Origin of the sequence: Streptomyces sp. NPDC005774 (assembly GCF_042871645.1) — a bacterium.
Lineage (GTDB): Bacteria > Actinomycetota > Actinomycetes > Streptomycetales > Streptomycetaceae > Streptomyces > Streptomyces pratens.
This window is the reverse complement of the sequence record NZ_JBIAIV010000005.1, coordinates 86,851-108,734: the sequence shown is the minus strand read 5'-3', so window position 1 is coordinate 108,734 and position 21,884 is coordinate 86,851. Positions and strand designations below refer to the sequence as shown.

Below are 21,884 nucleotides of genomic sequence, written 5' to 3'. Positions count from 1 at the left end.
AACGGAGAACAGTCATGGCCCAAGCCGCAGCCGTGGCGAAACCGCCCACGCCACCGAGGCGGCGCCGTGCCTCCGCCACGCCGCGCAGACTGCCCTACCTGCTGATCGCTCCGGCCGGTCTGCTCATGCTGGGCTTCATCGCCTACCCGGTCATCAGCGTCTTCTACTACAGCCTGCAGAACTACAACCCCACCAAGCCGTGGCGCAACGGCTACGCGGGCCTCGACAACTTCGTCCACCTCTTCACCGAGGACCCGCTGTTCTGGGACACCCTGGTCTTCAGCGCCAAGTGGGTCGTCGTCGAGGTCGGCCTCCAGCTGATGTTCGGGCTCGCGCTGGCGCTCATCGTCAACCAGACCTTCGTCGGCCGGAGCATCGGCCGCGCCCTGGTCTTCTCCCCGTGGGCCGTCTCCGGCGTGCTGACCTCGGCGATCTGGGTGCTCCTCTACAACTCCCAGACCGGCATCACCCGTTACCTCGCCGACATGGGTATCGGCGACTACGGCACCAGCTGGCTCTCGGACACCTCCACCGTCTTCTCGGCGGTGGTCGTCGCCGACCTCTGGCGCGGCGTCCCCTTCTTCGCCATCCTCATCCTCGCCGACCTCCAGTCCGTCTCCAAGGACCTGTACGAGGCCGCCGAGGTCGACGGGGCCAGCCGCTTCCAGCAGTTCAGGTTCATCACACTGCCCCACCTCAAGGACGCCATCATCCTGTCCACGCTGCTGCGCGCGGTGTGGGAGTTCAACAACGTCGACCTGCTCTACACCCTCACCGGCGGCGGACCGGCCGGCGTGACCACGACGCTTCCGCTCTACATCGCCAACACCAGCGTCGACGCCCACAACTTCGGCTACGCGTCGGCCCTCACCACGGTCGCGTTCGTGATTCTGCTCTTCTGCTCGATCGTCTACCTGCGGCTGAGCAAGTTCGGAGGCGAAAACAAGTGATCACCAAAGAGGCCTCCCCGGCCGCCCCCGCCCCCGCGCGCTCCGCCGCCGAGCCGCCGAGCCGCCCCGCGCGGAAGAAACACCGCGCCTGGGACGAGGTGCCCCGCTGGCACATCTACCTCCCGCTGGGCATCTACCTCCTGTTCACCCTCATCCCCTTCTACTGGATCCTGCTCTTCGCCCTGCGCCCGGCCGGCTCGACCTCGCTGGTGCCCTGGCCGATGACGACCGTCCACTTCGAGAAGGTGTGGACGGACCGGGCCTTCGGCACCTTCTTCCAGAACAGCGTGCTCGTCGGTGTCGCCACCCTGATCACGACGACGCTGGTGGCCCTGGCCGGCGGCTACGCGCTCGCCCGGTTCGATTTCCGCATCAAGCGGGTCTTCATGCTCGCCCTGCTCTGCTCCCAGTTCGTGCCCGGCGCACTGCTCCTGGTCCCGCTGTTCGAGATCTTCGCCGGACTGCAGATGATCAACTCGCTCGGCAGCGTCATCATCGCCGAGACGGTCTTCCAGCTGCCGCTGTCGATGATCCTGATCAGCAACTTCATCAAGAACGTGCCGTACACCCTGGAGGAGGCCGCCTGGGTCGACGGGTGCAGCAGGATGCGGGCGTTCCGGGTGGTCGTCCTGCCGCTGCTGCGGCCCGGACTGATCGCCGTCGGCTCCTTCGCCTTCGTCCACTCCTGGAACCACTTCCTGTTCGCCCTGATGTTCCTCAACAACCAGGAGAAGCAGACCATCCCGGTCGGTCTGAACACCCTGATGAGCGCGGACAGCGTCGACCTCGGCGCCCTCGCCGCGGGCGGCATCATCGCGGCCGTGCCCGTCGTGATCGTGTTCGCCTTCATCCAGAAGTGGCTGATCACCGGCTTCAGCGCGGGGGCGGTGAAGGGATGACCGCGTCCGAGGCCGCACCCGGGGCCGCACCTCGGGTCGCCCCCGAGGCCGCGTCCGGCGCCACGCCCCGGCCCGAGCCGCTGCCCGTGGTGCTCGCCGGCGCCCGCGGCCACGGCCGCTGGCACCTCGCGAACATTCGCAGGCTCCAGGAGGACGGGCTCGTCCGGCTGGCCGGCATCTGTGAACTCACCCCGCTCACCGAGGACGAGTACGGAGGCGAACCGCCCGAGCAGTCCGCCGACTTCGGCGCCCTGCTGGAGTCCACCGGAGCCCGGATCGCGGTCGTCTGCACCCCGATCCACACGCACACCGGCCTCGCCCTCGCCGCCGCCGAACGGGGCGTGCACCTCCTGCTGGAGAAGCCGCCGGCACCGTCCTACGCCGAGTTCCGCCGGATGGCCGACGGGGTCGCCGCGGCCGGGATCTCCTGTCAGATGGGTTTCCAGTCGCTGGGCTCGCACGCGGTGCCCGCCATCCGCGCACTGGTCGCCGACGGTGCCATCGGCCGGCCGACCGGGATCGGCGGCGCCGGGGCCTGGGTGCGCCCGGAGGACTACTTCCGGCGGGCGCCCTGGGCGGGCCGGCGCCGGCTGAACGGCGTCGACGTGATCGACGGAGCATTGACCAACCCGCTCGCCCACGCCGTCGCCACCGCCCTGGCGCTGGCTGGCAGCACCCGCGCCGAGGACGTCACCGGCATCGAGACCGAACTGCTGCGCGCCAACGACATCGAGTCCGACGACACGTCCTGCGTCCGCGTCACCACCGCACAGGGCCGGCCGGTCACCGTCGCCGCGACCCTGTGCGCCGAGCGGGCCGACGATCCGTACGTCCTCGTGCACGGCACCAGCGGCCGGATCACCTTCTGGTACAAGCAGGACCGCGTCCTGGTCCAGCGCGCGGGCCACGGCCCCGAGGAGCTCCACTTCGGCCGGACCGACCTGCTGGAGAACCTCGTCGACCACCTCGTCACCGGCGCCCCCCTGCTGGTCACCCCGGACGCGACCGGCGCCTTCATGAAGGTCGTCGAGGCGATCCGGCGGGCCCCCGACCCCGCCCCCCTGCCCGCCGGCGCCTGGCACCGCGTCCCCGGCGAGAACCGCCGCGTCGTCCCCGGCGTCGACGGACTCGTCGCGGCCGCCGCCGACACCCTGTCCCTCTACTCCGAACTCGGCGCCTCCTGGGCCCTGCCCGCACGGCAGGGCGTACCCGAGTCCGTGCGGCAGTCCAAAGAACCGTTCGCACCGCAGTCCGCACCGCACTCCGCCCAGCAGTCCGCACCGCACCCACCGAAAGAGGTGAGCACCCGATGACCCATGACGACTTCGCGGTCCTGCGCGTTGCGGGCCGGCCGGTCGGCCGGTACGTCACCCGGCCCGAGCTGCCCCACAGGCTCTCCCCGCGCCCGTATCTGCACCCCGTCACCACCCTGGCCGGCACGGCGGTCACCGAACTGTCGCCCGTGGACCACACCCACCACCTCGGCGTCGGTGTCGCCGTTCCCGACGTCGAGGGGCACAACTTCTGGGGCGGACGCACCTACGTCCGCGACCGGGGCTCCACCGAGCTGGACAACCACGGCTCCCAGCGGCACACCGGCTTCCAGCTCCGGGACCCCGACGGCTTCGTGGAGGAGCTGCGCTGGGTCGCCGCCCCCGGCGAACTGCTGCGGGAGCGCCGTACCGTCGCCGCCACCGGACTCACCGAGACCGCCTGGGCGCTCGACTTCACCTTCTCCCTCACCAACGTCACCAAGGCCCCGCTCTCCGTCGGCAGCCCGGCCACCAACGGCCGTGCCGGCGCCGCCTACGGCGGCTTCTTCTGGCGGGCCCGCAAGGAGGAGGCGGAGCCGGACGTCTTCACCGCCTCCGCCGAGGGAGAGGAAGCGGTGCACGGCCGCCCGGCCGACTGGCTGGCCCTGGCCGGCGCCGACTGGACGCTGGTGTTCGCCGGGGCCACGGAGACGACCCGCCGCGACCCCTGGTTCGTGCGCACCGCCGAGTACCCCGGCGTCGGCTCCTCCCTCGCCCACGACGCCCGGCTGCCGCTCCCGCCCGGGGAGACGGTGGTCCGCCGCGTCGTCACCGTCGTCGCCGACGGCCGCCTCGGCCGGGACGACGCCGCCGCCCTGGTCCGCAAGGCGGTGAGCCCGTGAGCGCCCCGCCGACGGACCTCACCTACCGCAACCCGGTGCTCGACGCCGACTGGTCCGACCCGGACGTGATCCGCGTCGGCGACGACTTCTACCTGACCGCCTCCAGCTTCGGCCGCGTTCCCGGACTGCCGCTGCTGCACTCCCGCGACCTGGTCAACTGGACCCTCGTCGGCCACGCGCTGCAACGCCTGGAACCCGAGAGTGAGTTCGGGGTGCCCCGGCACGACTGCGGGGTCTGGGCGCCGTCCCTGCGCCACCACGACGACCGTTTCTGGATCTTCTGGGGCGACCCCGACCAGGGCATCTTCCAGGTCAACGCCCCCGAGATCCGGGGCCCTTGGACCCGCCCCCACCTGGTGAAAGCAGGCAAGGGTCTGATCGATCCGTGCCCGCTGTGGGACGAGGAGACCGGGGAGGCGTACCTCGTGCACGCCTGGGCGCGGTCCCGCTCCGGCGTCAAGAACCGCCTCACCGGCCACCGCATGCACCCCCACGGCACCGAACTCCTCGACGAGGGCAAGGTGATCGTCGACGCCGACCGCATCCCCGGCTGGTTCACCCTGGAGGGGCCCAAGCTCTACCGGCACGACGGCTGGTTCTGGATCCTGGCGCCCGCCGGGGGAGTGGAGACCGGCTGGCAGGGCGCCTTCCGGTCGCGCGACTTCTTCGGCCCGTACGAGGAGAAGGTCGTCCTGGAACAGCGGGACACCGACGTCAACGGGCCCCACCAGGGTGGCTGGGTGCGCACCCCGTCCGGTGAGGACTGGTTCCTGCACTTCCAGCAGCGCGGGGCTTACGGCAGGGTCGTGCACCTCCAGCCGATGAGCTGGGCCCGTACGGGGGCCGCCTCCCGTACGGGAGGGGACCGGAGCGGGAGCGGTGGAGGCTGGCCGGTGATCGGGGACGACGGCGCCCCCGTCGCCGAGCACCGCCGCCCGGACCTGCCCGCCCAGCCGGCCGCCGCGCCCGCCACCGACGACGACTTCCCCGGAGGCCGCCACGGCCGTCAGTGGCAGTGGACGGCCAACCCCCGGGACGGCTGGGCCACCCAGCACTCCGCGGACGGCCTGCGGCTGAGCTGCGTCCGCACCGCCGACGCGCACGACCTGCGCAGACTGCCGAACATCCTCACCCAGCGGCTGCCCGGCACCCCCTGCACCGTCGAGGTGGAACTGCGGCTCGACAGTCCGGAGCCCGGAGCGCGGGCGGGCCTCGCCGTCCTCGGGGACGCCTATGCCTGGATCGGACTCCAGCGCGGCACCGACGGCACGGCCCACCTCGTGCACCGGTTCGCCGAGACGGTCGCCGAGAGCGAACGCGACGCCGGCCACCCCCGGCTCGTCCCCGAGGGCAGGGTCAGGCTGCGGATCGAGGCCGGTGCCGGGGCCCGCTGCCGCTTCTCCTACGACACCGGGGACGGCTTCCGTCCCTCCGGGCAGACCTTCGCCGCCACGCCGTGGCGCTGGGTCGGCGCCCTGCTCGGCCTGGCCGCCCTCGCCCCGACGGGCCAGGGGCACGCCGGGACCGCGACCTTCACGCAGTTCAGGATCAGTCCCGCCTGACCCCCCCGTACGCCTGTTGGGAGCCGCAATGACGCACCTCCTGGACAAGCTCTTGCCGATGCCGACCTCGATACCGGACACGACATCGATCCCGGCCTCGGCGCCCGCGCCGGCACCGCCCCCACGTGACTGAGCCCCGCCGGACGACCGCGAACGCCCCCCACACCTGCACGTCCCGCATTTCCCGTAAGTCCCGCACGTCCCGTCGGAACCAGAAGAACCAGAAGCAGAAGAGAGCCGACCAATGAAGATCAGCAATCGCAGAAGCAGCAGCACCGGCAGGCGCCGGACTCCGGTCGCCGTCGCCCTGGGCGCCGTGCTCGCGCTGACCGTCACCGCCTGCGGCGACGACGGCAGCGGCGCGGGCGGTGACAAGGGTGCCGAGGGCAGCGGCACGGGCAAGGTCACCTTCTGGGACAACAACGGCGGTGTCCGCACCGACATCTGGAAGGAGGTCATCGCCGACTTCGAGAAGGCCAACCCGGACATCGAGGTCGAGTACGTCGGGATCGCCTCCACCGAGTACCAGTCCAAGGTCGACACCGCCATCCAGGGCGGCGGCCTGCCGGACGTCGGAGGCATCGGCGCGGCGATGGTCGCGGGCTTCGCCGCCCAGAAGGCGCTCGCCCCGCTGGACGACCGGCTGGGCGAGTCGTCCCTCGACGGCAAGCTGAACAAGGACATGGTCGAGTCGCTGCGCGCCGCCGGCGGCGGTGACGACAAGCTGTACTCGATCCCGACCTCCGCGAACAACGGCGTCCTCTACTACCGCACCGACCTGTTCGAGAAGGCGGGCCTCGAGGAGCCGACCACCTGGGACGGCTTCTTCAAGGCAGCGGACAAGCTCAGCAACAAGGGCAAGAACGAGTTCGGCTACACCATCCGCGGTGGCGCCGGCTCCATCGCCCAGGCCCTGGACGCGATGTACGGGCAGTCCGGCATCACCACGTTCTGGGACTCCACCGGTGAGAAGACCACGGTCAACGACCCGAAGAACGTCAAGGCCCTGGAGAAGTACGCGGGCCTGTTCAAGAAGGTCACTCCCGCCGCCGACCTGAACAACGACTTCACCAAGATGGTCGCGCAGTGGGACTCGGGCACCATCGGCATGCTCAACCACAACCTCGGCTCGTACCAGGACCATGTGAAGGCGCTCGGCGCCGACAAGTTCCGGGGCATCCCGCAGCCGACCGGACCCGACGGGGCCCGGGTCCAGGTCTCCAACCCGGTCGACGGACTCGGCGTCTTCCAGAGCTCCAAGAACAAGGACGCCGCCTGGAAGTTCATCGAGTACGCCACCTCGCCCGAGGCCAACTCGAAGTTCAACGAGTCCGCCGGACAGGTGCCGGCCAACCTCGACGCCGCCAAGGACGACTGGATCCAGAAGGCGGAGCCGACGAAGCTGGCCGCGGACGCGCTGAGCGACGGGTCGACGACGATCGTCCAACTGCCGTACTACCTGCCCGACTGGAACACCGTCTCCAAGGCCGACAACGAGCCCAACTTCCAGAAGGTGCTGCTCGGGGACATGAGCGCCAAGGACTTCCTCGACACCCTGGCCGAGCAGCTGAACGAGGCCCAGGCCGAGTGGCAGGAGCAGATGGCCTGAGCGGTAGCCGGTAACCGGTGGCACCGCGTCGGCAGGTGTCACCGCGGTGCCCGGTAACACCGCGGGGGCGGCCCCCTTCCTCCGGGGCACGGGCCGCCCCCGCGACCGGCCGCGCCCGCCCGGCCGCGGCCCGCACACAGGTACAGTCCCGCGCCCCCACGGCGCTCCTCCGGACCCTTGCTGAAAGGCACAGGCTTGTGTCGCTCACTCGCAGACAGGTATCCGCCGCCGGTCTCGGCCTTCCCCTCGCCCTCACCGTGACCGGCACAGCCCAGGCCGCCTCCGGGCGCCCCCGCCCGCGCACCCTCTACATCGCCGGGGACTCCACCGCGGCCCAGAAATACGCCGACGCCGCCCCCGAGACCGGGTGGGGCACGGCGCTCCCCTTCCTGCTCCGCCCCGGCCTTGAGGTCGCCAATCACGCGGTGAACGGCCGGAGTTCGAAGAGCTTCGTCGACGAGGGGCAGCTGGACACGATTCTCGCCGCTGTCCGGCCCGGCGACCTCCTGCTGATCCAGTTCGCGCACAACGACGAGAAGGCCACCGACCCGACCCGCTACACCGAGCCCCGGACGACGTACCAGGAGTATCTGCGGCTGTACGTCGACGGGGCCAGGGCCCGTGGGGCGCGGCCGGTGCTGGCCACCGCCGTGGAGCGCCGGAGGTTCGACGCGGGGGGTACCGCCGTACCGAGCCACGGCGACTATCCGGCGGCGATGCGGGCGCTGGCGCAGCAGGAGCGGGTCGCGCTGCTCGACACCCAGGCCCTGTCGCTGGCGCTGTGGCAGGAGCTCGGGGCCGAGGAGACGAAGAAGTACTTCAACTGGACGGCGACCGAGCAGGACAACACGCACTTCAACCCGCCCGGCGCCATCGCCGTGGCGCGGCTGGTAGCCCGGGAGCTGCTGCGCACCCGGGTGCTCGCGCCGCGGGACGTGCGCCGGCTGAACGACGTGATCCCCGAGTCCTGGATCACCTGGCCGGCCGCCGGCGCCACCGCCTGACCCGCCCGGCACGCCCGACCCACCCGACACGCCTGACCCACCCGACACGCCCGGCGCGCACCGCTCGCACCGCGTGAGGCGCGTGAGGCGCGCGGCCGGCAGTCCGCGACACCGACGGAACGAGACACAGGGAGACCCGCACCATGACCCGCACCCCGAACAGACAGGCATGGCATGCGCATGCCATGCTGAAGGCCGCCGCGCTGGCCGGCTGCACCGCCCTCGTACTGGCCCTGACCGGCACCGGCGCCCAGGCGCACGGCGACCACTTCGGAGAGCACCCCGGTAAGCACCGCGACCCCGCCCGGCAGACACTCGGCGCGAACGACGGCTGGGCCTCCCACGGCCCCGGCACCACCGGAGGCGCCGGCGCCGCGCCCGAGCACGTCCACACCGTCAGCGACTGGGCCGGGTTCAAGGCGGCCCTGGCGGACGGCGGCACCGCGCCGAAGATCATCAAGGTGCGGGGGACCATCGACGCGGTCTCCGCCGGCTGCGACTCGCTCGCCGCCCCCGGCTACGACTTCGACGCCTACCTGGAGAAGTACGCACCCGAGACCTGGGGCCTGGAGCAGGACCTGAGCGACGAGCCCGACGACAGCCCCGAGGGCCTGCGCAGGGTCTCCGCGGCCCACCAGAACACCGCCATCAAGGCGAACGTCCCCGCCAACACCACGATCATCGGCATCGGGAAGAACGCCGGGTTCAAGGGCGCCAGCCTGCAGATCAAGGACGTCGACAACGTCGTCGTCCGCAACCTCACCCTCGAGAGCCCCCTCGACTGCTTCCCGCAGTGGGACCCGACCGACGGCGACAAGGGCAACTGGAACTCCGAGTACGACACCGCCGTCGTGTACAACGCCACCCACGTCTGGCTGGACCACAACACCTTCACCGACGGCGAGCACCCCGACAGCGCGGCCCCCACCCACTTCGGGATGCTGTACCAGCAGCACGACGGCGAGCTGGACATCGTCCGCGGCGCCAACTACGTCACCGCGTCCTGGAACGTCTTCACCGAGCACGACAAGACGATCCTGATCGGCAACAGCGACAGTGAGTCCACGGCCGTCGGCGACCGGGGCAAGCTGAAGGCGACCTTCCACCACAACCTGTTCTCGGAACTGGTCGAGCGCGCGCCGCGCGTCCGCTTCGGGCAGGTCGACGTCTACAACAACCACTTCGTGGCCGACGCGGGCTACGGCTACAGCTTCGGCATCGGCAAGGAGTCCCAGCTCGTCGCCGAGCACAACGCTTTCACCCTGCCGAAGAGCGTCAGTCCGGCCAAGATCCTCAAGCGGTGGAACGACTTCCCGCTCACCGCCGGGAACAACCTCGTCAACGGCAAGCGGGTCGACCTGATCGCCGTGCACAACGCGGAGATCCCCGAGGCGACCCTCCGGTCCGGCGCCGGCTGGACACCCACCCTGCGCGCCGACGTCGACCGGGCGCAGGCGGTCCCGGCGCTGGTCAAGCGCGGTGCGGGGGCGGGCCGCCTCCGCTGACCTCCGCCCCGCCCCCCTGACGCCGGGGCGGGCGCGTACCACCCCCACTGTGGCGCGCGCCCGCCCCGGTCCCCCCGCCCGCCCCGGTCCACCTCGCCGGCTTCGTCCGTCGCCCCGGCCCGCCCCGTCCGTCGCCCCGCCTGCCCGGCCCCGTACCGAAGGAGCACCCGCATGCCCCCGCCCCCCGGCCGCCCGCTGCCGTTCTCCTCGCGCACGTCCCCGACCGTCTCCCGACGGGGTCTTCTGCTCGCGGGCGCCTCGGCCGCCACCGCGACCGCCCTCGCCCCGGCCGCCGCCCCCGCCCAGGCCGCCCACGGCACGCGCCGCCCGTTCGGCCGGTACGGCTCGCCGGCCGACCGCCTGACCCCGAAGACCCTGTACGTCCACCCCGGCGGCGCGGGCGACTTCACCACCGTCCAGGCGGCCGTGACCGCCGCGACCGGCACCGGACGCGTCCTCGTCCTGGCCCCCGGCACCTACCGGGAGACGGTCCTTGTCGACGCCGACCGCACCGGCATGACCTGGATCGGCGCCTCGCGCGACGCCCGGGACACAGTGATCGTCCACGACAACGCGGCGGGCACCCCGAAGCCGGACGGCTCCGGCACCTACGGCACCTCCGGCTCCGCCACCACCACCGTGCGCCCCGACGGCTTCACCGCCCGCCGGATCACCTTCGCCAACGACTGGCTGCGCACCGACCTCCCCGGCACCAGCGGCACCCAGGCCGTCGCCCTCAAGGTGCAGGGCGACCGCAGCGCCTTCACCCACTGCCGGTTCCTCGGCCACCAGGACACCCTGTACGCCGACTCCCTGTCCCTGGACACGTTCGCCCGCCAGTACTTCGCCCACTGCTACGCCGAGGGCGACGTCGACTTCGTCTTCGGCCGGGCGACCGCCGTCTTCGAACACTGCCACTTCCGCACCCTGATCCGCCCGGACCTGACCGGCGCCCCGTACGGCTTCGTCTTCGCGCCCTCCACCGCCGGCGCCAACCCGCGCGGCTACCTCGTCACCAGGAGCACCATCAGCAGCGAGGCGCCCGACGGCCACTACAAGCTGGCCCGTCCCTGGGTGCCCAGCTCCGACCCCACCGCCCGCCCGATGCTCACCGTCCGCGACACCCGCCTCGGCCCCGGCATCGACGCCGTCGCGCCCTACACCACCATGGCAGCCGGCCATCCCTGGCAGGACCAGCGCTTCGCCGAGTACCGCAACAGCGGTCCCGGTGCCGTGGTCACCGTCCCGGAGAACCGTCCCCAGCTCACCCGGGCCCGGGCCGCCGTCCACACTCCCGAGACCCACCTCGGCGACTGGCACCCCCGGTCGGCCGCAAGGTGACCTCTCCCCCCACCCCCGTCCCCGGCCCGCCCGGACTCCACGACGTGCTCAAGGACGACCTGACGTTCCCGCTCGCCTGGGGCACCTCACCCGTCCGGGACTTCGACGCGTGGCGGCGGGCGGCCCGCGGAAAGGTCGAGGAACTGCTCGTCGTCGACGACCAGGACGGCACGCCGTACGCGCCCGAGTTCACCGCGGGCCCCGCCGTCCCCGACGACTCCGAGGGGAGCGGCTTCACCCGCGAGTCGGTGACCCTCTCGCTCACCCGGTACGGCAGGACCCGCGGCGTGCTGCTCACCCCGTACGGCACCGGGCCCTTCCCGGCCGTGCTGCTCCTGCACGACCACGGCTCCCGCTTCGACATCGGCAAGGAGAAGTGCGTCCGGCCCTGGTACGACGACACCCGGCTCGCCTCCGCCGAGGAGTGGGCCGCGCGGTACTTCGGCGGACGCTTCGTCGGCGACGAACTCGCCCGGCGCGGCCACGTCGTGCTCTGCCTGGACGCCCTCGGATGGGGGGAGCGGGGGCCGTTGGCCTACGAGCGGCAGCAGGAACTGGCGAGCAACCTCTTCCATCTCGGCTCCTCGCTCGCCGGACTCCACGCCCGCGAGGACCAGCGCGCCGCCGCCTTCCTGGCCGGCCTCGAGCGGGTGGCCGCCGGCCGGGTGGCCGCCCTGGGCTTCTCCATGGGCGGCTACCGGGCCTGGCAGGCGGCCGCGCTCAGCGACCACATCGCGGCCGCGGCGAGCGTGTGCTGGATGACCGGCCTGAAGGAGATGATGGTGCCCGGCAACAACACGCTGCGCGGGCAGTCGGCGTTCCACATGCTCCATCCCGGCCTCACCCGGCACCTGGACATCCCCGACGTGGCGAGCATCGCCGCACCCCGGCCGATGCTGTTCTTCCACGGCGGGCTCGACCCGCTGTTCCCCGCCGACGGTGTGCGGACCGCCCACGGCAAGCTGCGCACCGTGTGGCACTCACAGGGCGCCGGGCACCGGCTGCGGCTGAAGACGTGGCCGGACCGCGGCCACGTCTTCGACGGCGAGATGCAGGACGAGGTCCACGCCTGGCTCGCCGCCGTCCTGTGACGGCGGCCGGCCGGGCGGTGCACGAGCCGGCACCGATCCTGGCGGCGAACCCGACTTACGGTGCCTCCGTGACCGAGTGGTCGCTGACGAAGGCGCGGAAGGTGTCGACGGGGTCGTCGTCCAGTGCCGGCAGGTTGCCGCCGAGCTGCAGGGTGGCGAAGCCGTGGGCCAGTGACCAGGCGGCGAGCCGGGCCCGTCGGGCGTCGGGGCCCGCCGGGCGGCGGGAGCCGTGAGTTCAGGAAAAGCCGCCCACCGGTGGGGGCCGGGTCGGCAGGCCGTCACCCAGCCGGACAGGCCTGTTCCGGTTACGAATCCGAACCCCCGCCGCCGTCCGCGTCGTCGGCGTCCCCGGCCGTGAATCCGCCGTCCACGGAGAGTTGTTCGGCTCCCGCCACCGCCGTCGCCGTGTAGGTGTCCTTCCGCGCGTCACGGCCGCCGCGCGCATGGTCGTACTGGCCGGCGAACACCCACTCGCCCGGCGGGACCGTGCGGCCCTTCCTCAGTGTCCAGGTGTAGACGAGAAACCCGCCCCGCTCGCCCACCGTGAGGCCGAAATCCCCCTCGGGCAGCGACCGCCAGGCGCCCGTCGACGAGACCCCGCCGGTCTGTGCGACGCGCAGCCGCACGGTCAGCGCGGTCAGCCGTTCGCCGGTGCGCAGGGTGACATCGCTCTGCGCCCAGAACTCGTTGCTGTGCGGGTTCACCACGCCGTCCGCCCTCAGCGGGCCGTTCCCGGAGCCGACGGGCGGCCGCACCGCGTCGGGCGCGTCCGGTGCCGGCGTCGAGGGCAGTGCGGAGACCGTCGTCGGGGAGACCGCCACCTGGCGCTGCGGGGGAGTCCGGGCATCCTTCACCGCGGATGCCGCCGTGTAACCGGCCGCCGCGAGCACCCCGGCCACCGCGGCCGTCGAGCCCACCACCCGGACCCAGCCCGGCTCCCGGGGGCGCGCCGCCCGGCGGACCGGCCGGTCCGGCCCGGCCATGCCGCGTTCCACCCGGGCCAGCATGCGCTCCCGGTCGGGCCGGTGCGCCCCGGCCGCCTCCCGCAGCCGGACGCGTACCTCCTCGGGCACATCGTCCCGCCGCATCGTCACCGGTCCCCTCCCAGGACAGCCCCGCCCAGTGCGGCATGCGCCGCGTGCACCCGTCGCGGCACCTCGGGCGTCGACGTGCCCAGCAGCCGCTGCAGTTCGGCCATCCCCTTCGAGGTCTGGCTCTTCACGGTACCCACCGAGACACCCAGGGCCAGCGCGGTGTCCTTCTCCGACAGGTCGAAGGCGTGCCGCAGCACCACACACGCCCGCTTGCGGAACGGCAGCCGGCGCAACGCCTCCCGCACATCCACCACCCCCGCGACGTCCGGATTCTCGGCCCGCTCCTCGCGCTGCGACCAGAACAGGGCGATCCGGCGCCGCTCGCGCACCGCGCTGCGTATACGGGTGCGGGCCAGATTGGCGACCACGCCCCGCGCGTACGCCGCCGGATGGTCGGCGGCGCGCACCCGGTCCCAGCGGTGCCACAGCGCCAGCAGGGCGTCCGCCGCCAGGTCGTCGGCGGTGTCCGCCTCGCCCGTCAGCAGGACGGCCAGCCGCGACAGTTCGGCGTAGTGACGCTCGAAGAAGGCATGGAACTCCGCGGCGGCGCTGCCGTCCACGACGGTGCCCACGGACAACCACCTCCTCCCTCCGTGGCGGATCCCCGGACGCCCGACGGGCGTCAACTCGGGTGCTTAAAAGCTTCGTTCACTGTCCGATGCCGTGCGGATCGTGCGGATCACGCGGACCGTACGGAGGATCGAACGCCGTATGACCGGTCGGCATGCGATTCCGTAACAAGGAGAACACCTGAACGCGTTGTGGCGCGGGCACAATCCAGCCAGCATCCGCACACGGATCACTCAGGCGTCGACGAGCACCAATGATCACCAGTAACCACTCGGGTATTGAGGAGAGTTCGCCATGTCCGACTCGCAACAGGTGGCCGACAAGCCGGACTCCCGGCCCCCCGCGGGGAACAGCGTCGACCGGTTCTTCAGGATATCGGCGCGCGGTTCCACCGTCGGCCGGGAGATACGCGGCGGTTTCGCCACGTTCTTCACCATGGCCTACATCCTCGTCCTCAACCCGCTGATCCTCGGCAGCGCGAAGGACAGGTTCGGCGAACAGCTCGACCCCGTCCAGCTCACCACCGCCACCGCCCTGGTGGCCGCCGTCATGACGATCATCATGGGCGTCGGCGGAAACCTTCCTCTCGCGCTCGCCGCCGGACTCGGGCTCAACGCCGTCGTCGCCTTCCAGATCGCCCCGCTGATGGGCTGGGACGACGCGATGGGCCTGATCGTCCTGGAAGGGCTGCTCATCTGCGTGCTGGTGGTGACCGGCCTGCGCGAGGCCGTCATGCACGCCATTCCGCAGGCGCTGAAGCAGGCGATCGGCGTCGGCATCGGCCTGTTCGTCGCCTTCATCGGCTTCGTCGACGCCGGGTTCGTCACCCGTGTCCCGGACGCCGCGAACACCACCGTGCCGGTCCAGTTGGGCGGCACCGGCACCCTCGCGGGCTGGCCGATGCTCGTCTTCTGCGCGGGCGTCCTGCTGACCGTCGCGCTGCTCGCCCGCAAGGTGCGCGGCGCCATTCTCATCAGCATCATTGTCATGACCCTGGTGGCCATGGTCATCAACGCCCTCGCGGACGTGCCCACCTGGGGCCTGACCACGCCCGCGTGGCCCGACTCGGTGGTCTCCGCCCCCGACTTCGGCCTCATCGGCGACTTCAGCCTGTTCGGCGCCTTCGGGCAGGTCGGCGTCATCACCATCGTCCTGCTGGTGTTCACCCTGGTGCTGTCCGACTTCTTCGACACCATGGGCACGGTCGTCGGCGTCAGCGCCGAGGCCGGGCTGCTGGACGAGCAGGGCAAGGTGCCGAACCTCGGCCGGGTGCTGCTCATCGACGGTGCCGCGGCCGTCGCCGGCGGCGCGGCGTCCTCCTCCTCGGCGACCTCGTACGTCGAGTCGGCGGCCGGCGTCGGCGAGGGCGCCCGTACCGGGTTCGCCAACCTGGTCACCGGCGGACTGTTCGCCCTGGCGCTGTTCCTCACCCCGGTGCTGACCATCGTCCCGCTCCAGGCGGCGGCGCCCGCCCTGGTCGCCGTCGGCTTCCTGATGATGACCCAGGTCAGGCACATCCCGTGGGACCGGTACGACATCGCCGTCCCGGCCTTCCTCACCATCGCCGTGATGCCGTTCACCTACTCGATCACCAACGGCATCGGTGCCGGCTTCGTCGCCTACGTGCTGATCCAGGCGGTGCTGGGCAGGGCGAAGGAGATCCACTGGCTGCTGTGGGGGACCTCGGCGCTGTTCCTGGTGTACTTCGCGATCGATCCGATCGAGCAGGTCCTGGGCGTGGGGTAGCGGGATGACAGGGCGTCCGGTCCGGCAGCACGGCCGGGCCCGGCGCCGACGGAAGGTGACGGGCCGCCCCGGGGGGATGGGACGGCCCGTCACCTGTACAGACGGCTGTCCGGCCGGAAAGGTTCAGCGCCTTGACGAATTGATCGCCCGAAACCGTATGCCGGGCAACTGGGCCTTCCGCAACCGCCGTTCAGGATCAGCTGTTCAGGATCGGCCATTCAGGATCCGCGCAGGAAGCCCGACTCGTACGCCGCGATGACGGCCTGGGTGCGGTCCCGGGTGCCGGTCTTCGCCAGGACCTGTGCCACATGGGTCTTCACCGTGGCGGGGCCGACCTCCAACTGCCCGGCGATCTCCGCGTTGGTCAGCCCGGCCGCCATGTGCCGCAGCACCTCGCGCTCCCGTCCGGTCAGCCTGGCCACCCACGGCGGCGGCGTACGGGACGCACGCGCGTGCCCGGCGGCGAGCGCGCGCACCGCCTCCGGGAACAGCAGGCTGTCGCTGCGCGCCACCAGCCGGACCGCACCCACCAGCGCCTCGGCCTCCGCCCGCTTGAGCAGGAACCCGGCGGCCCCGACGCGCAGCGCGTCGTACACGTAGGAGTCGTTCTCGAAGGTGGTGACGACGACCACCCGGGGCGGGTCGTCGAGGCCGGCGAGGATCTGCTCGGTGGCGCGGATGCCGTCGATCTCCGGCATCCGTACGTCCATGAGGACGACGTCGGGCCGGTGCTGTCGCACCACCGAGACCGCCTGCGCGCCGGTGGCCGCCTCGCCCACCACCTCCAGATCCGGCTCGGCGGAGAGAATGGCCCGCAGGGCGGTGCGCACCATGCACTCGTCGTCGGCGAGAACGACACGGATCGGGGCGGGGCGGGTCATGGGGTGTCCTTGAGCCGGGTCGGGGGTCCGGGAGGACCGGGCGCGGTGCGGCACGCGTGGGACGGTCCGCGGGTCATGCCGTCGCCCGCAGCGGGAGTTCCACATGCAGCCGCCACGTGCCGTTCTCCGGGCCGGCGTCGGCGGAGCCGCCCAGCAGGCGGGTCCGGTCCCGGATACCGCGCAGCCCGTGGCCGCCGCCGGGGCGGGTGGCGGCGACCGGGCGGACGGCGGCCACGGAGGTGTCGAGCGGGTTCTCGACGGTGATCGTCAGACGGTCGTCGCGCACCTCGACGCACAGTGTCACGACGACCCCCTCACCGGCGTGCCTGAGGACGTTGCCCAGCCCTTCCTGCACGATGCGGTAGGCCTCCCGGGAGACCATCACCGGCAGCCTGTGGAGCGGTGTCCCGATCGTGGCCGTCACCTTCAGCCCGCTCGCCCGGGTACCGCGCAGCAGTTCGTCGAGCCCGGTGGCGAGGGTGGGCGCGGGCAGGGTGCCCTGGGCCTCGCCGTCGCGCAGCACACCCAGCACGGCGTCGAGTTCGCCCACCGTGCGGCGCGTGGTGTCCTCGATGGCGGCCAGGGCGTCACGGACGAACTCCGGGTCGGTGTCCAGGACCCGGCGTGCCGCGCTCGCCTGGAGCGTGACCGCGCTCAGTGCGTGTCCCACCGAGTCGTGCAGCTCACGGGCCAGCCGGTTGCGGACGGCGAGGCCGGCGGCGCGTGCCTCGGCGGCGGCGAGCCGGTCCTCGGGCGTGGGGCCGAGCAGCGTCGGCGCCCAGCGGGCCAGCAGCGCGCCGCAGCCGGCCACGCAGCCGGCCAGCGCCAGGAGCGATGCCACGCCGGCGACCGGCGAGAGCGCCGACGCCCAGGTGCGGTCCAGGACTTCCGGCAGGCCGAGCGGGGAGTCGCGCAGCCCCGCGAAGAGCGGCAGCACGATCAGGGCGACGGCGAACGGCGGCACTGCCAGCGACATCCCGGCGATGACCCCGCCCAGTCCCAGATGCACCGTGTACCAGACCGCCGTACGGCCCTTCGCGGCGCGGGTGCGGGCGGGCCCGTCGGCGAGCCGGTCGGCGTCCACCCCGCACAACCAACGCACGGCGGCGGTCTCCAGCGGCCGGGTCAGCGGAAACAGGGAGGTGACGGCGGCGAGCGGCAGGCCGACGGCGAACGAGGCGAGCTGGAGGGCGGGAGACGAGAAGACGTCGGTGGTGCTGGTCAGGGGACTGATGACGACCGAGCCGACGAGGACGTACGGCATCGCGAGCGCGCCGCCCAGGACCAGGTGGACCCAGCGCAGGCGCGCCCGCCGGCCGAACAGCAGGTGAAGGATGCCGTTCACGCCGCCCGCCGCCGTGCCGCCCCGGTCGACCGCTCCGCGAAGTGATGGGCGCCGACGGCGGCCACCAGGATGCCGACGATCATCTGGCCGGAGTAGGTGAGATGCATCAGCGCGGTCGGCTGGTCGGCGACGTCGTCCACGGCCCCGATGGAGGCCAGTGACATCCAGCCGCCCCAGCAGGCCACGGCGGCGGAGCCCACCCAGGCCAGACCCAGCGGCACCGCCACGGGCAGTACGCGGCCCCACCGGAAGGCGAGCAGCAGACCGCCGGCGACGGCCGCGGCGAGGAACCCGATGTAGAGGAACTCCAGGACGTAGAAGTCGCTGCCGCGCTCCGCCGTCAGGCTTTCGCTGAGCCCGGCCGTGCCGCCGCCCACCCACGACAGACGGGCGGCCAGCGGGAACAGGGCAAGCAGGGCGGCCGCCCCGGAGAGGGCCCGCTGCGCGGCTCCGACGCTCCCGGCGGGCAGTTCCCCCACCCGGCCGTGCCACAGGTGTCCCCAGCGGCCACGGGCGTAGAGGACGAACAGGGCTCCGAGGGCGAGCCCCTGCAGGATGAACCCGGTGTAGATGACGGCGAACACCCACTCGTCCAGGAAAGGCTCGCCGCTCCTCCCTGTGCCGCTGCCGCCACCCGCCAGCCGGGCCAGGAGTTGCAACGGGAACCCGGCCATGATCGGGGCGAGCAGCCCGGTGGCGGCCCACACGGGGAACGCCAGCAGCCAGGCCGGGGTCCGCAGACCCCAGGGCCGGGTCAGGACCAGGGCCAGCACGATCACCGCGCTGTCCATCAGCAAAGACAGGCCGTTGACCACGGCCGTCTGCACCCGGTCGTCCAGCAACACGCTGCCGTCCGGGATACCGACCCGACTCCCCGCGATCCAGGCGCTCTTGAGCCCGATGTACGGCACACAGGAGACGATCGCGAGCGCCCGCAGCAGTCGGCGGGGACGGCCGGTGGCGGCCGGGAAGGCGTCGGGAACGGTGGCGGCGGCGGTGGCTGAGGAGGTGCGTGTGCGTGGCATGTCCTCAGACTCCCGCGGCGCCCCGCGCGGCCACGTCCCGCGTGGTGACGATCCGCCTCCGCCGTGCGGGGGAGGGGCGGGGATCAGCCGGCCGACCTGAGGACGAGTTCGTCGGTCTCGGCGCCCCGCGCCGGCGCGTACCCCGTCTCCCGCGCGAGGACCCGGAAGCCGCACTTCTCCAGGACCCGCAGCGACCCCGCGTTGTCCGCGGCCACGCGCGCGTGCAGCGGACGCTCGGTCACCTCGGCCAGCAGGGCGCGCAGGGCGGCGGTGGCGATGCCCCTGCCCCAGTACGCGCGGTCGACCCAGTACGTCACCTCGCGCTCGCCCACCGTCCCGTACACCGCCGCGTGGCCCACCACGTCGCCGTCGCACAGCACCGTGCGCGCGACGACGTCCGGCGCGGTGCGGATCCGCGCCCAGTGGGCCTCGAAGGCATCCCGGTCGGCCGGGTCCTCGGCGGTGAAGGCCGCCATGCGCAGGGACTCCGGATCGTTCGACTGGCGGTAGAAGACCGGCAGGTCGCTGTCGTGCACCGCGCGCAGCGCGATCTCCGGGCCGGTCACGATCAGAGCCTCCGGGTGGCCAGCGTCAGCCGGTCGCGCGCGTCGAACAGGGCGTCCTTGACCATCTGCTCGTGTGCGGGGGTGAGCCGGGCGACCGGCACCGAGCAGCTGATCGCGTCCCGCGCGGGGGTGCGGTACGGGATCGCCACCCCGAAGCAGCGCAGCCCCAGCGTGTTCTCCTCGCGGTCCACCGCGAAGCCCTGCTCCCGCACCTGGTGCAGCTCCCCGATGAGCTTCTCCCGGTCGGTGATCGTGTGCTCGGTGAGGGCGGGCAGCGTCTGAGGGAGCATCTTGCGCACCTGCTCGTCCGTGTACGTGCTCAGCAGCGCCTTGCCGAGCGACGTCGAGTGCGCGGGCAGCCGGCGGCCGACCCGGGTGAACGGGCGCAGATAGTGCTGCGACTGCCGGGTGGCCAGGTACACCACGTTGGTGCCGTCGAGCCGGGCGAGGTGGATCGTCTCCGTGGTGTCGTCCGACAGCCGGTCCAGCGTGGGCCGGGCCGCCGCCACGACCTCGTCCCCGTCGATGTACGACGTGCCCACGAGCAGCGCCCGCACGCCGATGCCGTACCGCGTGCCCGTCGCGTCCGTCTCCACCCAGCCGAGGTCGACGAGGGTGCGCAGCAGCATGTAGAGACTCGACTTGGGGTAGCCGACGGCCTCCTGGACCGCCGCCAGGGAATGCATGCCGGGGCGCCCGGCGAAGTACTCGAGCAGTTCAACGGTCCGCACCGCGGACTTGACCTGCGCGCCGCCGCCCGTCTCGCCAGCCGACATGCCCTTGACCCTTCGTTCGACGAGGAGCTGAAGTTATAGTCTCCAACAGCATATTCATCATCAGAGACAACGTTCAGTATATCGAACACTCTTGGTGGATGACGTACATACTGCGGCATTGCAAGCGGCAGTCAAGCGGAGGGACTCGCGGTGGCAGCAGCACCAGTCTGGAGTGTCGACCCCCGAACCGGGAAGCAGCGGGAACAGGTCGCGGTGGAGGCCACGGCCCAGGAGGTGGACGCCGCAGTCCGGGCCGCTCACGAGGCGCGGGGCGCACTGGCCGACCGCACCGTCCGCTCGGCCTTCCTGCGCTCGGCCGCCGGCGAACTCGAGGCCGCCAAGAGCACGCTCGTCGAGGCCGCCGATGCCGAGACCGCGCTCGGACCGGTCCGTCTCACCGGCGAACTCGCCCGCACCTGCTACCAGTTGCGGGCCTTCGCCGATCTCGTCGACGAGGGCGCCTTCCTCGACGTCGTCATCAACCACCCCGACGACACCGCGACCCCGCCCGTCCCGGACCTGCGCCGCCACAAGGTCCCGCTGGGTGTCGTCGCCGTCTACTCGGCCTCCAACTTCCCCTTCGCCTTCTCCGTCCCCGGCGGCGACACCGCGAGCGCCCTCGCGGCCGGCTGCCCCGTGGTCGTCAAGGCCCACCCCGACCATCCCGGCCTGTCCGAGCTGGTCGCCAAGGTGCTGCGCCGAGCGGCAGCCCGGCACGACATCCCCGAGGGCGTGCTCGGCCTGGTGCACGGCTTCGAGGCCGGCGTCGAGCTGGTCCGGCACCCGCTGGTCACGGCGGCGGGCTTCACCGGATCGGTACGCGGCGGCCGGGCCCTCTTCGACGCGGCGGCCGCCCGCCCGGTCCCGATCCCGTTCCACGGCGAGCTGGGCTCCCTGAACCCGGTCCTCGTCACGGAGGCCGCCGCCGCCGAGCGCGCCGAGGCGATCGGCGCCGGGCTCGCCGGTTCGATGACGCTCGGCGTCGGCCAGTTCTGCGTGAAGCCGGGTCTCGTCCTCGCCCCGGCGGGCGCGGCCGGCGACCGCCTGGTCAAGTCCCTGACCGATGCCGTCAGCGACACCGACGCCGGTGTCCTGCTCGACCACCGCATGCGCGACAACTTCGTCGCCGGCGTCGCCGAGCGGGCCCGACTGCCCGACGTGGAGTCCCCGGTGACACCGGGCGCGGGCGGCGAGCACACCGTCAGCGCCGGCTTCCTCACCGTCCCGGCGAGCAGACTCGCCGCGGAAGGCGAACACGACCTCCTCCTGGAGGAGTGCTTCGGCCCGGTCACCGTCGTGGTCCGCTACGAGGACGACGCGGAGGTCCGCTCCGTCCTCTCCCGCCTCCCCGGCAACCTCACCGCCACCGTCCACCTCTCCGAGGAGGAGGGCGCGGGACAGGGCCGGGGCGCGGAGATCCTCGACGAGCTGACCCCGCTCGCCGGCCGGGTGCTCGTCAACGCCTGGCCGACCGGTGTCGCGGTCGCCCCCGCTCAGCACCACGGCGGCCCCTATCCGGCGACGACCTCCACCTCCACCTCGGTCGGCGGCACAGCCATCGAGCGCTGGCTGCGCCCCGTCGCCTACCAGAACAGCCCGGAGGCCCTCCTGCCGCAGGAACTGCGGGACGACAACCCGCTCGGGCTGCCCCGTCGGTTCAACGGCCGCCTGGAGCGCTGACCGCGCACGGCGGAGCAGGATCACCGCGTGCACAGGGGCCCGTCCGGCACGATCCGCCGGGCGGGCCCCGCACGGGCGGGGGACC

General features: G+C 72.4%; 19 protein-coding genes and 1 pseudogene. 12 read left to right on the top strand and 8 right to left on the bottom strand.

The window, feature by feature from the left end; translation table 11 throughout:
- Nucleotides 1–14: 14 nt before the first annotated feature.
- The 10 genes from ACFYQA_RS07045 to ACFYQA_RS07000 all read left to right on the top strand — a co-directional run bounded on the left by ACFYQA_RS07045 (nt 15) and on the right by ACFYQA_RS07000 (nt 12,116).
- The gene (locus ACFYQA_RS07045) at nt 15–950 is read left to right on the top strand and encodes a carbohydrate ABC transporter permease (protein ID WP_386406564.1); all 936 of its coding nucleotides are present in this window, start codon (nt 15–17) and stop codon (nt 948–950) included.
- On the top strand, nt 947–1,849 hold the full coding sequence (locus ACFYQA_RS07040) for a carbohydrate ABC transporter permease (protein ID WP_388912654.1): 903 nt from the start codon (nt 947–949) through the stop codon (nt 1,847–1,849). Before ACFYQA_RS07045 ends, ACFYQA_RS07040 begins: the two co-directional genes overlap by 4 nt.
- Nucleotides 1,846–3,162, top strand: a complete 1,317-nt coding sequence (locus tag ACFYQA_RS07035; RefSeq protein ID WP_388912651.1) for a Gfo/Idh/MocA family protein — start codon at nt 1,846–1,848, stop codon at nt 3,160–3,162. Before ACFYQA_RS07040 ends, ACFYQA_RS07035 begins: the two co-directional genes overlap by 4 nt.
- On the top strand, nt 3,159–4,004 hold the full coding sequence (locus ACFYQA_RS07030; protein WP_388912648.1) for a PmoA family protein: 846 nt from the start codon (nt 3,159–3,161) through the stop codon (nt 4,002–4,004). Before ACFYQA_RS07035 ends, ACFYQA_RS07030 begins: the two co-directional genes overlap by 4 nt.
- Nucleotides 4,001–5,566, top strand: a complete 1,566-nt coding sequence (locus ACFYQA_RS07025; protein WP_388912645.1) for a family 43 glycosylhydrolase — start codon at nt 4,001–4,003, stop codon at nt 5,564–5,566. Before ACFYQA_RS07030 ends, ACFYQA_RS07025 begins: the two co-directional genes overlap by 4 nt.
- Nucleotides 5,567–5,810: 244 nt before the next feature.
- A complete protein-coding gene (locus ACFYQA_RS07020) occupies nt 5,811–7,175 on the top strand; it encodes an ABC transporter substrate-binding protein (RefSeq protein ID WP_388912642.1) in 1,365 nt (454 codons plus the stop codon).
- A 197-nt stretch (nt 7,176–7,372) separates the two neighbouring features.
- Nucleotides 7,373–8,179 carry a rhamnogalacturonan acetylesterase gene (locus ACFYQA_RS07015; protein WP_388912639.1) on the top strand — a complete coding sequence of 269 codons (807 nt, stop codon included), beginning with the start codon at nt 7,373–7,375 and terminating at the stop codon, nt 8,177–8,179.
- A gap of 143 nt (nt 8,180–8,322) precedes the next feature.
- Nucleotides 8,323–9,684, top strand: coding sequence for a polysaccharide lyase family 1 protein (locus tag ACFYQA_RS07010; protein ID WP_388912636.1), 1,362 nt, complete (start codon nt 8,323–8,325; stop codon nt 9,682–9,684).
- A gap of 171 nt (nt 9,685–9,855) precedes the next feature.
- A complete protein-coding gene (locus ACFYQA_RS07005) occupies nt 9,856–11,025 on the top strand; it encodes a pectinesterase family protein (protein WP_388912633.1) in 1,170 nt (389 codons plus the stop codon).
- On the top strand, nt 11,022–12,116 hold the full coding sequence (locus ACFYQA_RS07000) for a dienelactone hydrolase family protein (RefSeq protein ID WP_388912630.1): 1,095 nt from the start codon (nt 11,022–11,024) through the stop codon (nt 12,114–12,116). Before ACFYQA_RS07005 ends, ACFYQA_RS07000 begins: the two co-directional genes overlap by 4 nt.
- 55 nt (nt 12,117–12,171) lie before the next feature.
- Here the strand turns inward: ACFYQA_RS07000 and ACFYQA_RS06995 are convergent.
- From ACFYQA_RS06995 to ACFYQA_RS06985, 3 genes and pseudogenes are all read right to left on the bottom strand, one after another.
- Nucleotides 12,172–12,327: pseudogene (locus ACFYQA_RS06995) on the bottom strand (TetR-like C-terminal domain-containing protein); the annotation flags it as partial.
- Between the two features lie 94 nt (nt 12,328–12,421).
- Complete coding sequence (locus ACFYQA_RS06990) at nt 12,422–13,204, bottom strand: hypothetical protein (protein ID WP_388913014.1); 783 nt, start codon at nt 13,202–13,204, stop codon at nt 12,422–12,424.
- Nucleotides 13,205–13,206: 2 nt separating this feature from the next.
- The gene (locus ACFYQA_RS06985; protein ID WP_388912627.1) at nt 13,207–13,782 is read right to left on the bottom strand and encodes a SigE family RNA polymerase sigma factor; all 576 of its coding nucleotides are present in this window, start codon (nt 13,780–13,782) and stop codon (nt 13,207–13,209) included.
- A gap of 292 nt (nt 13,783–14,074) precedes the next feature.
- On the opposite strand from ACFYQA_RS06985, the gene ACFYQA_RS06980 reads away from it, so the two are divergent.
- Nucleotides 14,075–15,526 (top strand): NCS2 family permease, encoded by a 1,452-nt coding sequence (locus ACFYQA_RS06980; protein WP_388912623.1) that lies wholly within the window; start codon nt 14,075–14,077, stop codon nt 15,524–15,526.
- A 218-nt stretch (nt 15,527–15,744) separates the two neighbouring features.
- Here ACFYQA_RS06980 and ACFYQA_RS06975 read toward each other — a convergent pair whose 3' ends face one another.
- From ACFYQA_RS06975 to ACFYQA_RS06955, 5 genes are all read right to left on the bottom strand, one after another.
- Nucleotides 15,745–16,407 (bottom strand): response regulator, encoded by a 663-nt coding sequence (locus ACFYQA_RS06975; RefSeq protein WP_388912620.1) that lies wholly within the window; start codon nt 16,405–16,407, stop codon nt 15,745–15,747.
- 73 nt (nt 16,408–16,480) lie between these two features.
- On the bottom strand, nt 16,481–17,752 hold the full coding sequence (locus ACFYQA_RS06970; RefSeq protein WP_388912618.1) for a sensor histidine kinase: 1,272 nt from the start codon (nt 17,750–17,752) through the stop codon (nt 16,481–16,483).
- Nucleotides 17,749–18,777, bottom strand: coding sequence for a hypothetical protein (locus ACFYQA_RS06965; protein WP_388912615.1), 1,029 nt, complete (start codon nt 18,775–18,777; stop codon nt 17,749–17,751). Before ACFYQA_RS06965 ends, ACFYQA_RS06970 begins: the two co-directional genes overlap by 4 nt.
- A gap of 83 nt (nt 18,778–18,860) precedes the next feature.
- Entirely contained in the window at nt 18,861–19,343 is a 483-nt protein-coding gene (locus ACFYQA_RS06960; RefSeq protein WP_388912612.1) for a GNAT family N-acetyltransferase, read from the bottom strand.
- A 2-nt stretch (nt 19,344–19,345) separates the two neighbouring features.
- A complete protein-coding gene (locus tag ACFYQA_RS06955) occupies nt 19,346–20,119 on the bottom strand; it encodes an IclR family transcriptional regulator (RefSeq protein WP_388912609.1) in 774 nt (257 codons plus the stop codon).
- A gap of 150 nt (nt 20,120–20,269) precedes the next feature.
- Here ACFYQA_RS06955 and ACFYQA_RS06950 point away from each other — a divergent pair, with 150 nt between their 5' ends.
- Nucleotides 20,270–21,799, top strand: a complete 1,530-nt coding sequence (locus ACFYQA_RS06950; protein ID WP_388912607.1) for an aldehyde dehydrogenase (NADP(+)) — start codon at nt 20,270–20,272, stop codon at nt 21,797–21,799.
- The last annotated feature ends 85 nt before the right edge of the window (nt 21,800–21,884 follow it).

What these genes read in the sequence shown, in the direction of transcription:
- ACFYQA_RS06975 (WP_388912620.1), bottom strand. Translation starts at nt 16,407, where the DNA reads ATGACCCGCCCCGCCCCGATCCGTGTCGTTCTCGCCGACGACGAGTGC.
- ACFYQA_RS06990 (WP_388913014.1), bottom strand. Translation starts at nt 13,204, where the DNA reads ATGCGGCGGGACGATGTGCCCGAGGAGGTACGCGTCCGGCTGCGGGAG.
- ACFYQA_RS07045 (WP_386406564.1), top strand. Translation starts at nt 15, where the DNA reads ATGGCCCAAGCCGCAGCCGTGGCGAAACCGCCCACGCCACCGAGGCGG.
- ACFYQA_RS07005 (WP_388912633.1), top strand. Translation starts at nt 9,856, where the DNA reads ATGCCCCCGCCCCCCGGCCGCCCGCTGCCGTTCTCCTCGCGCACGTCC.
- ACFYQA_RS06980 (WP_388912623.1), top strand. Translation starts at nt 14,075, where the DNA reads ATGTCCGACTCGCAACAGGTGGCCGACAAGCCGGACTCCCGGCCCCCC.
- ACFYQA_RS07035 (WP_388912651.1), top strand. Translation starts at nt 1,846, where the DNA reads ATGACCGCGTCCGAGGCCGCACCCGGGGCCGCACCTCGGGTCGCCCCC.
- ACFYQA_RS06965 (WP_388912615.1), bottom strand. Translation starts at nt 18,777, where the DNA reads ATGCCACGCACACGCACCTCCTCAGCCACCGCCGCCGCCACCGTTCCC.
- ACFYQA_RS06955 (WP_388912609.1), bottom strand. Translation starts at nt 20,119, where the DNA reads ATGTCGGCTGGCGAGACGGGCGGCGGCGCGCAGGTCAAGTCCGCGGTG.
- ACFYQA_RS07010 (WP_388912636.1), top strand. Translation starts at nt 8,323, where the DNA reads ATGACCCGCACCCCGAACAGACAGGCATGGCATGCGCATGCCATGCTG.
- ACFYQA_RS07020 (WP_388912642.1), top strand. Translation starts at nt 5,811, where the DNA reads ATGAAGATCAGCAATCGCAGAAGCAGCAGCACCGGCAGGCGCCGGACT.
- ACFYQA_RS07030 (WP_388912648.1), top strand. Translation starts at nt 3,159, where the DNA reads ATGACCCATGACGACTTCGCGGTCCTGCGCGTTGCGGGCCGGCCGGTC.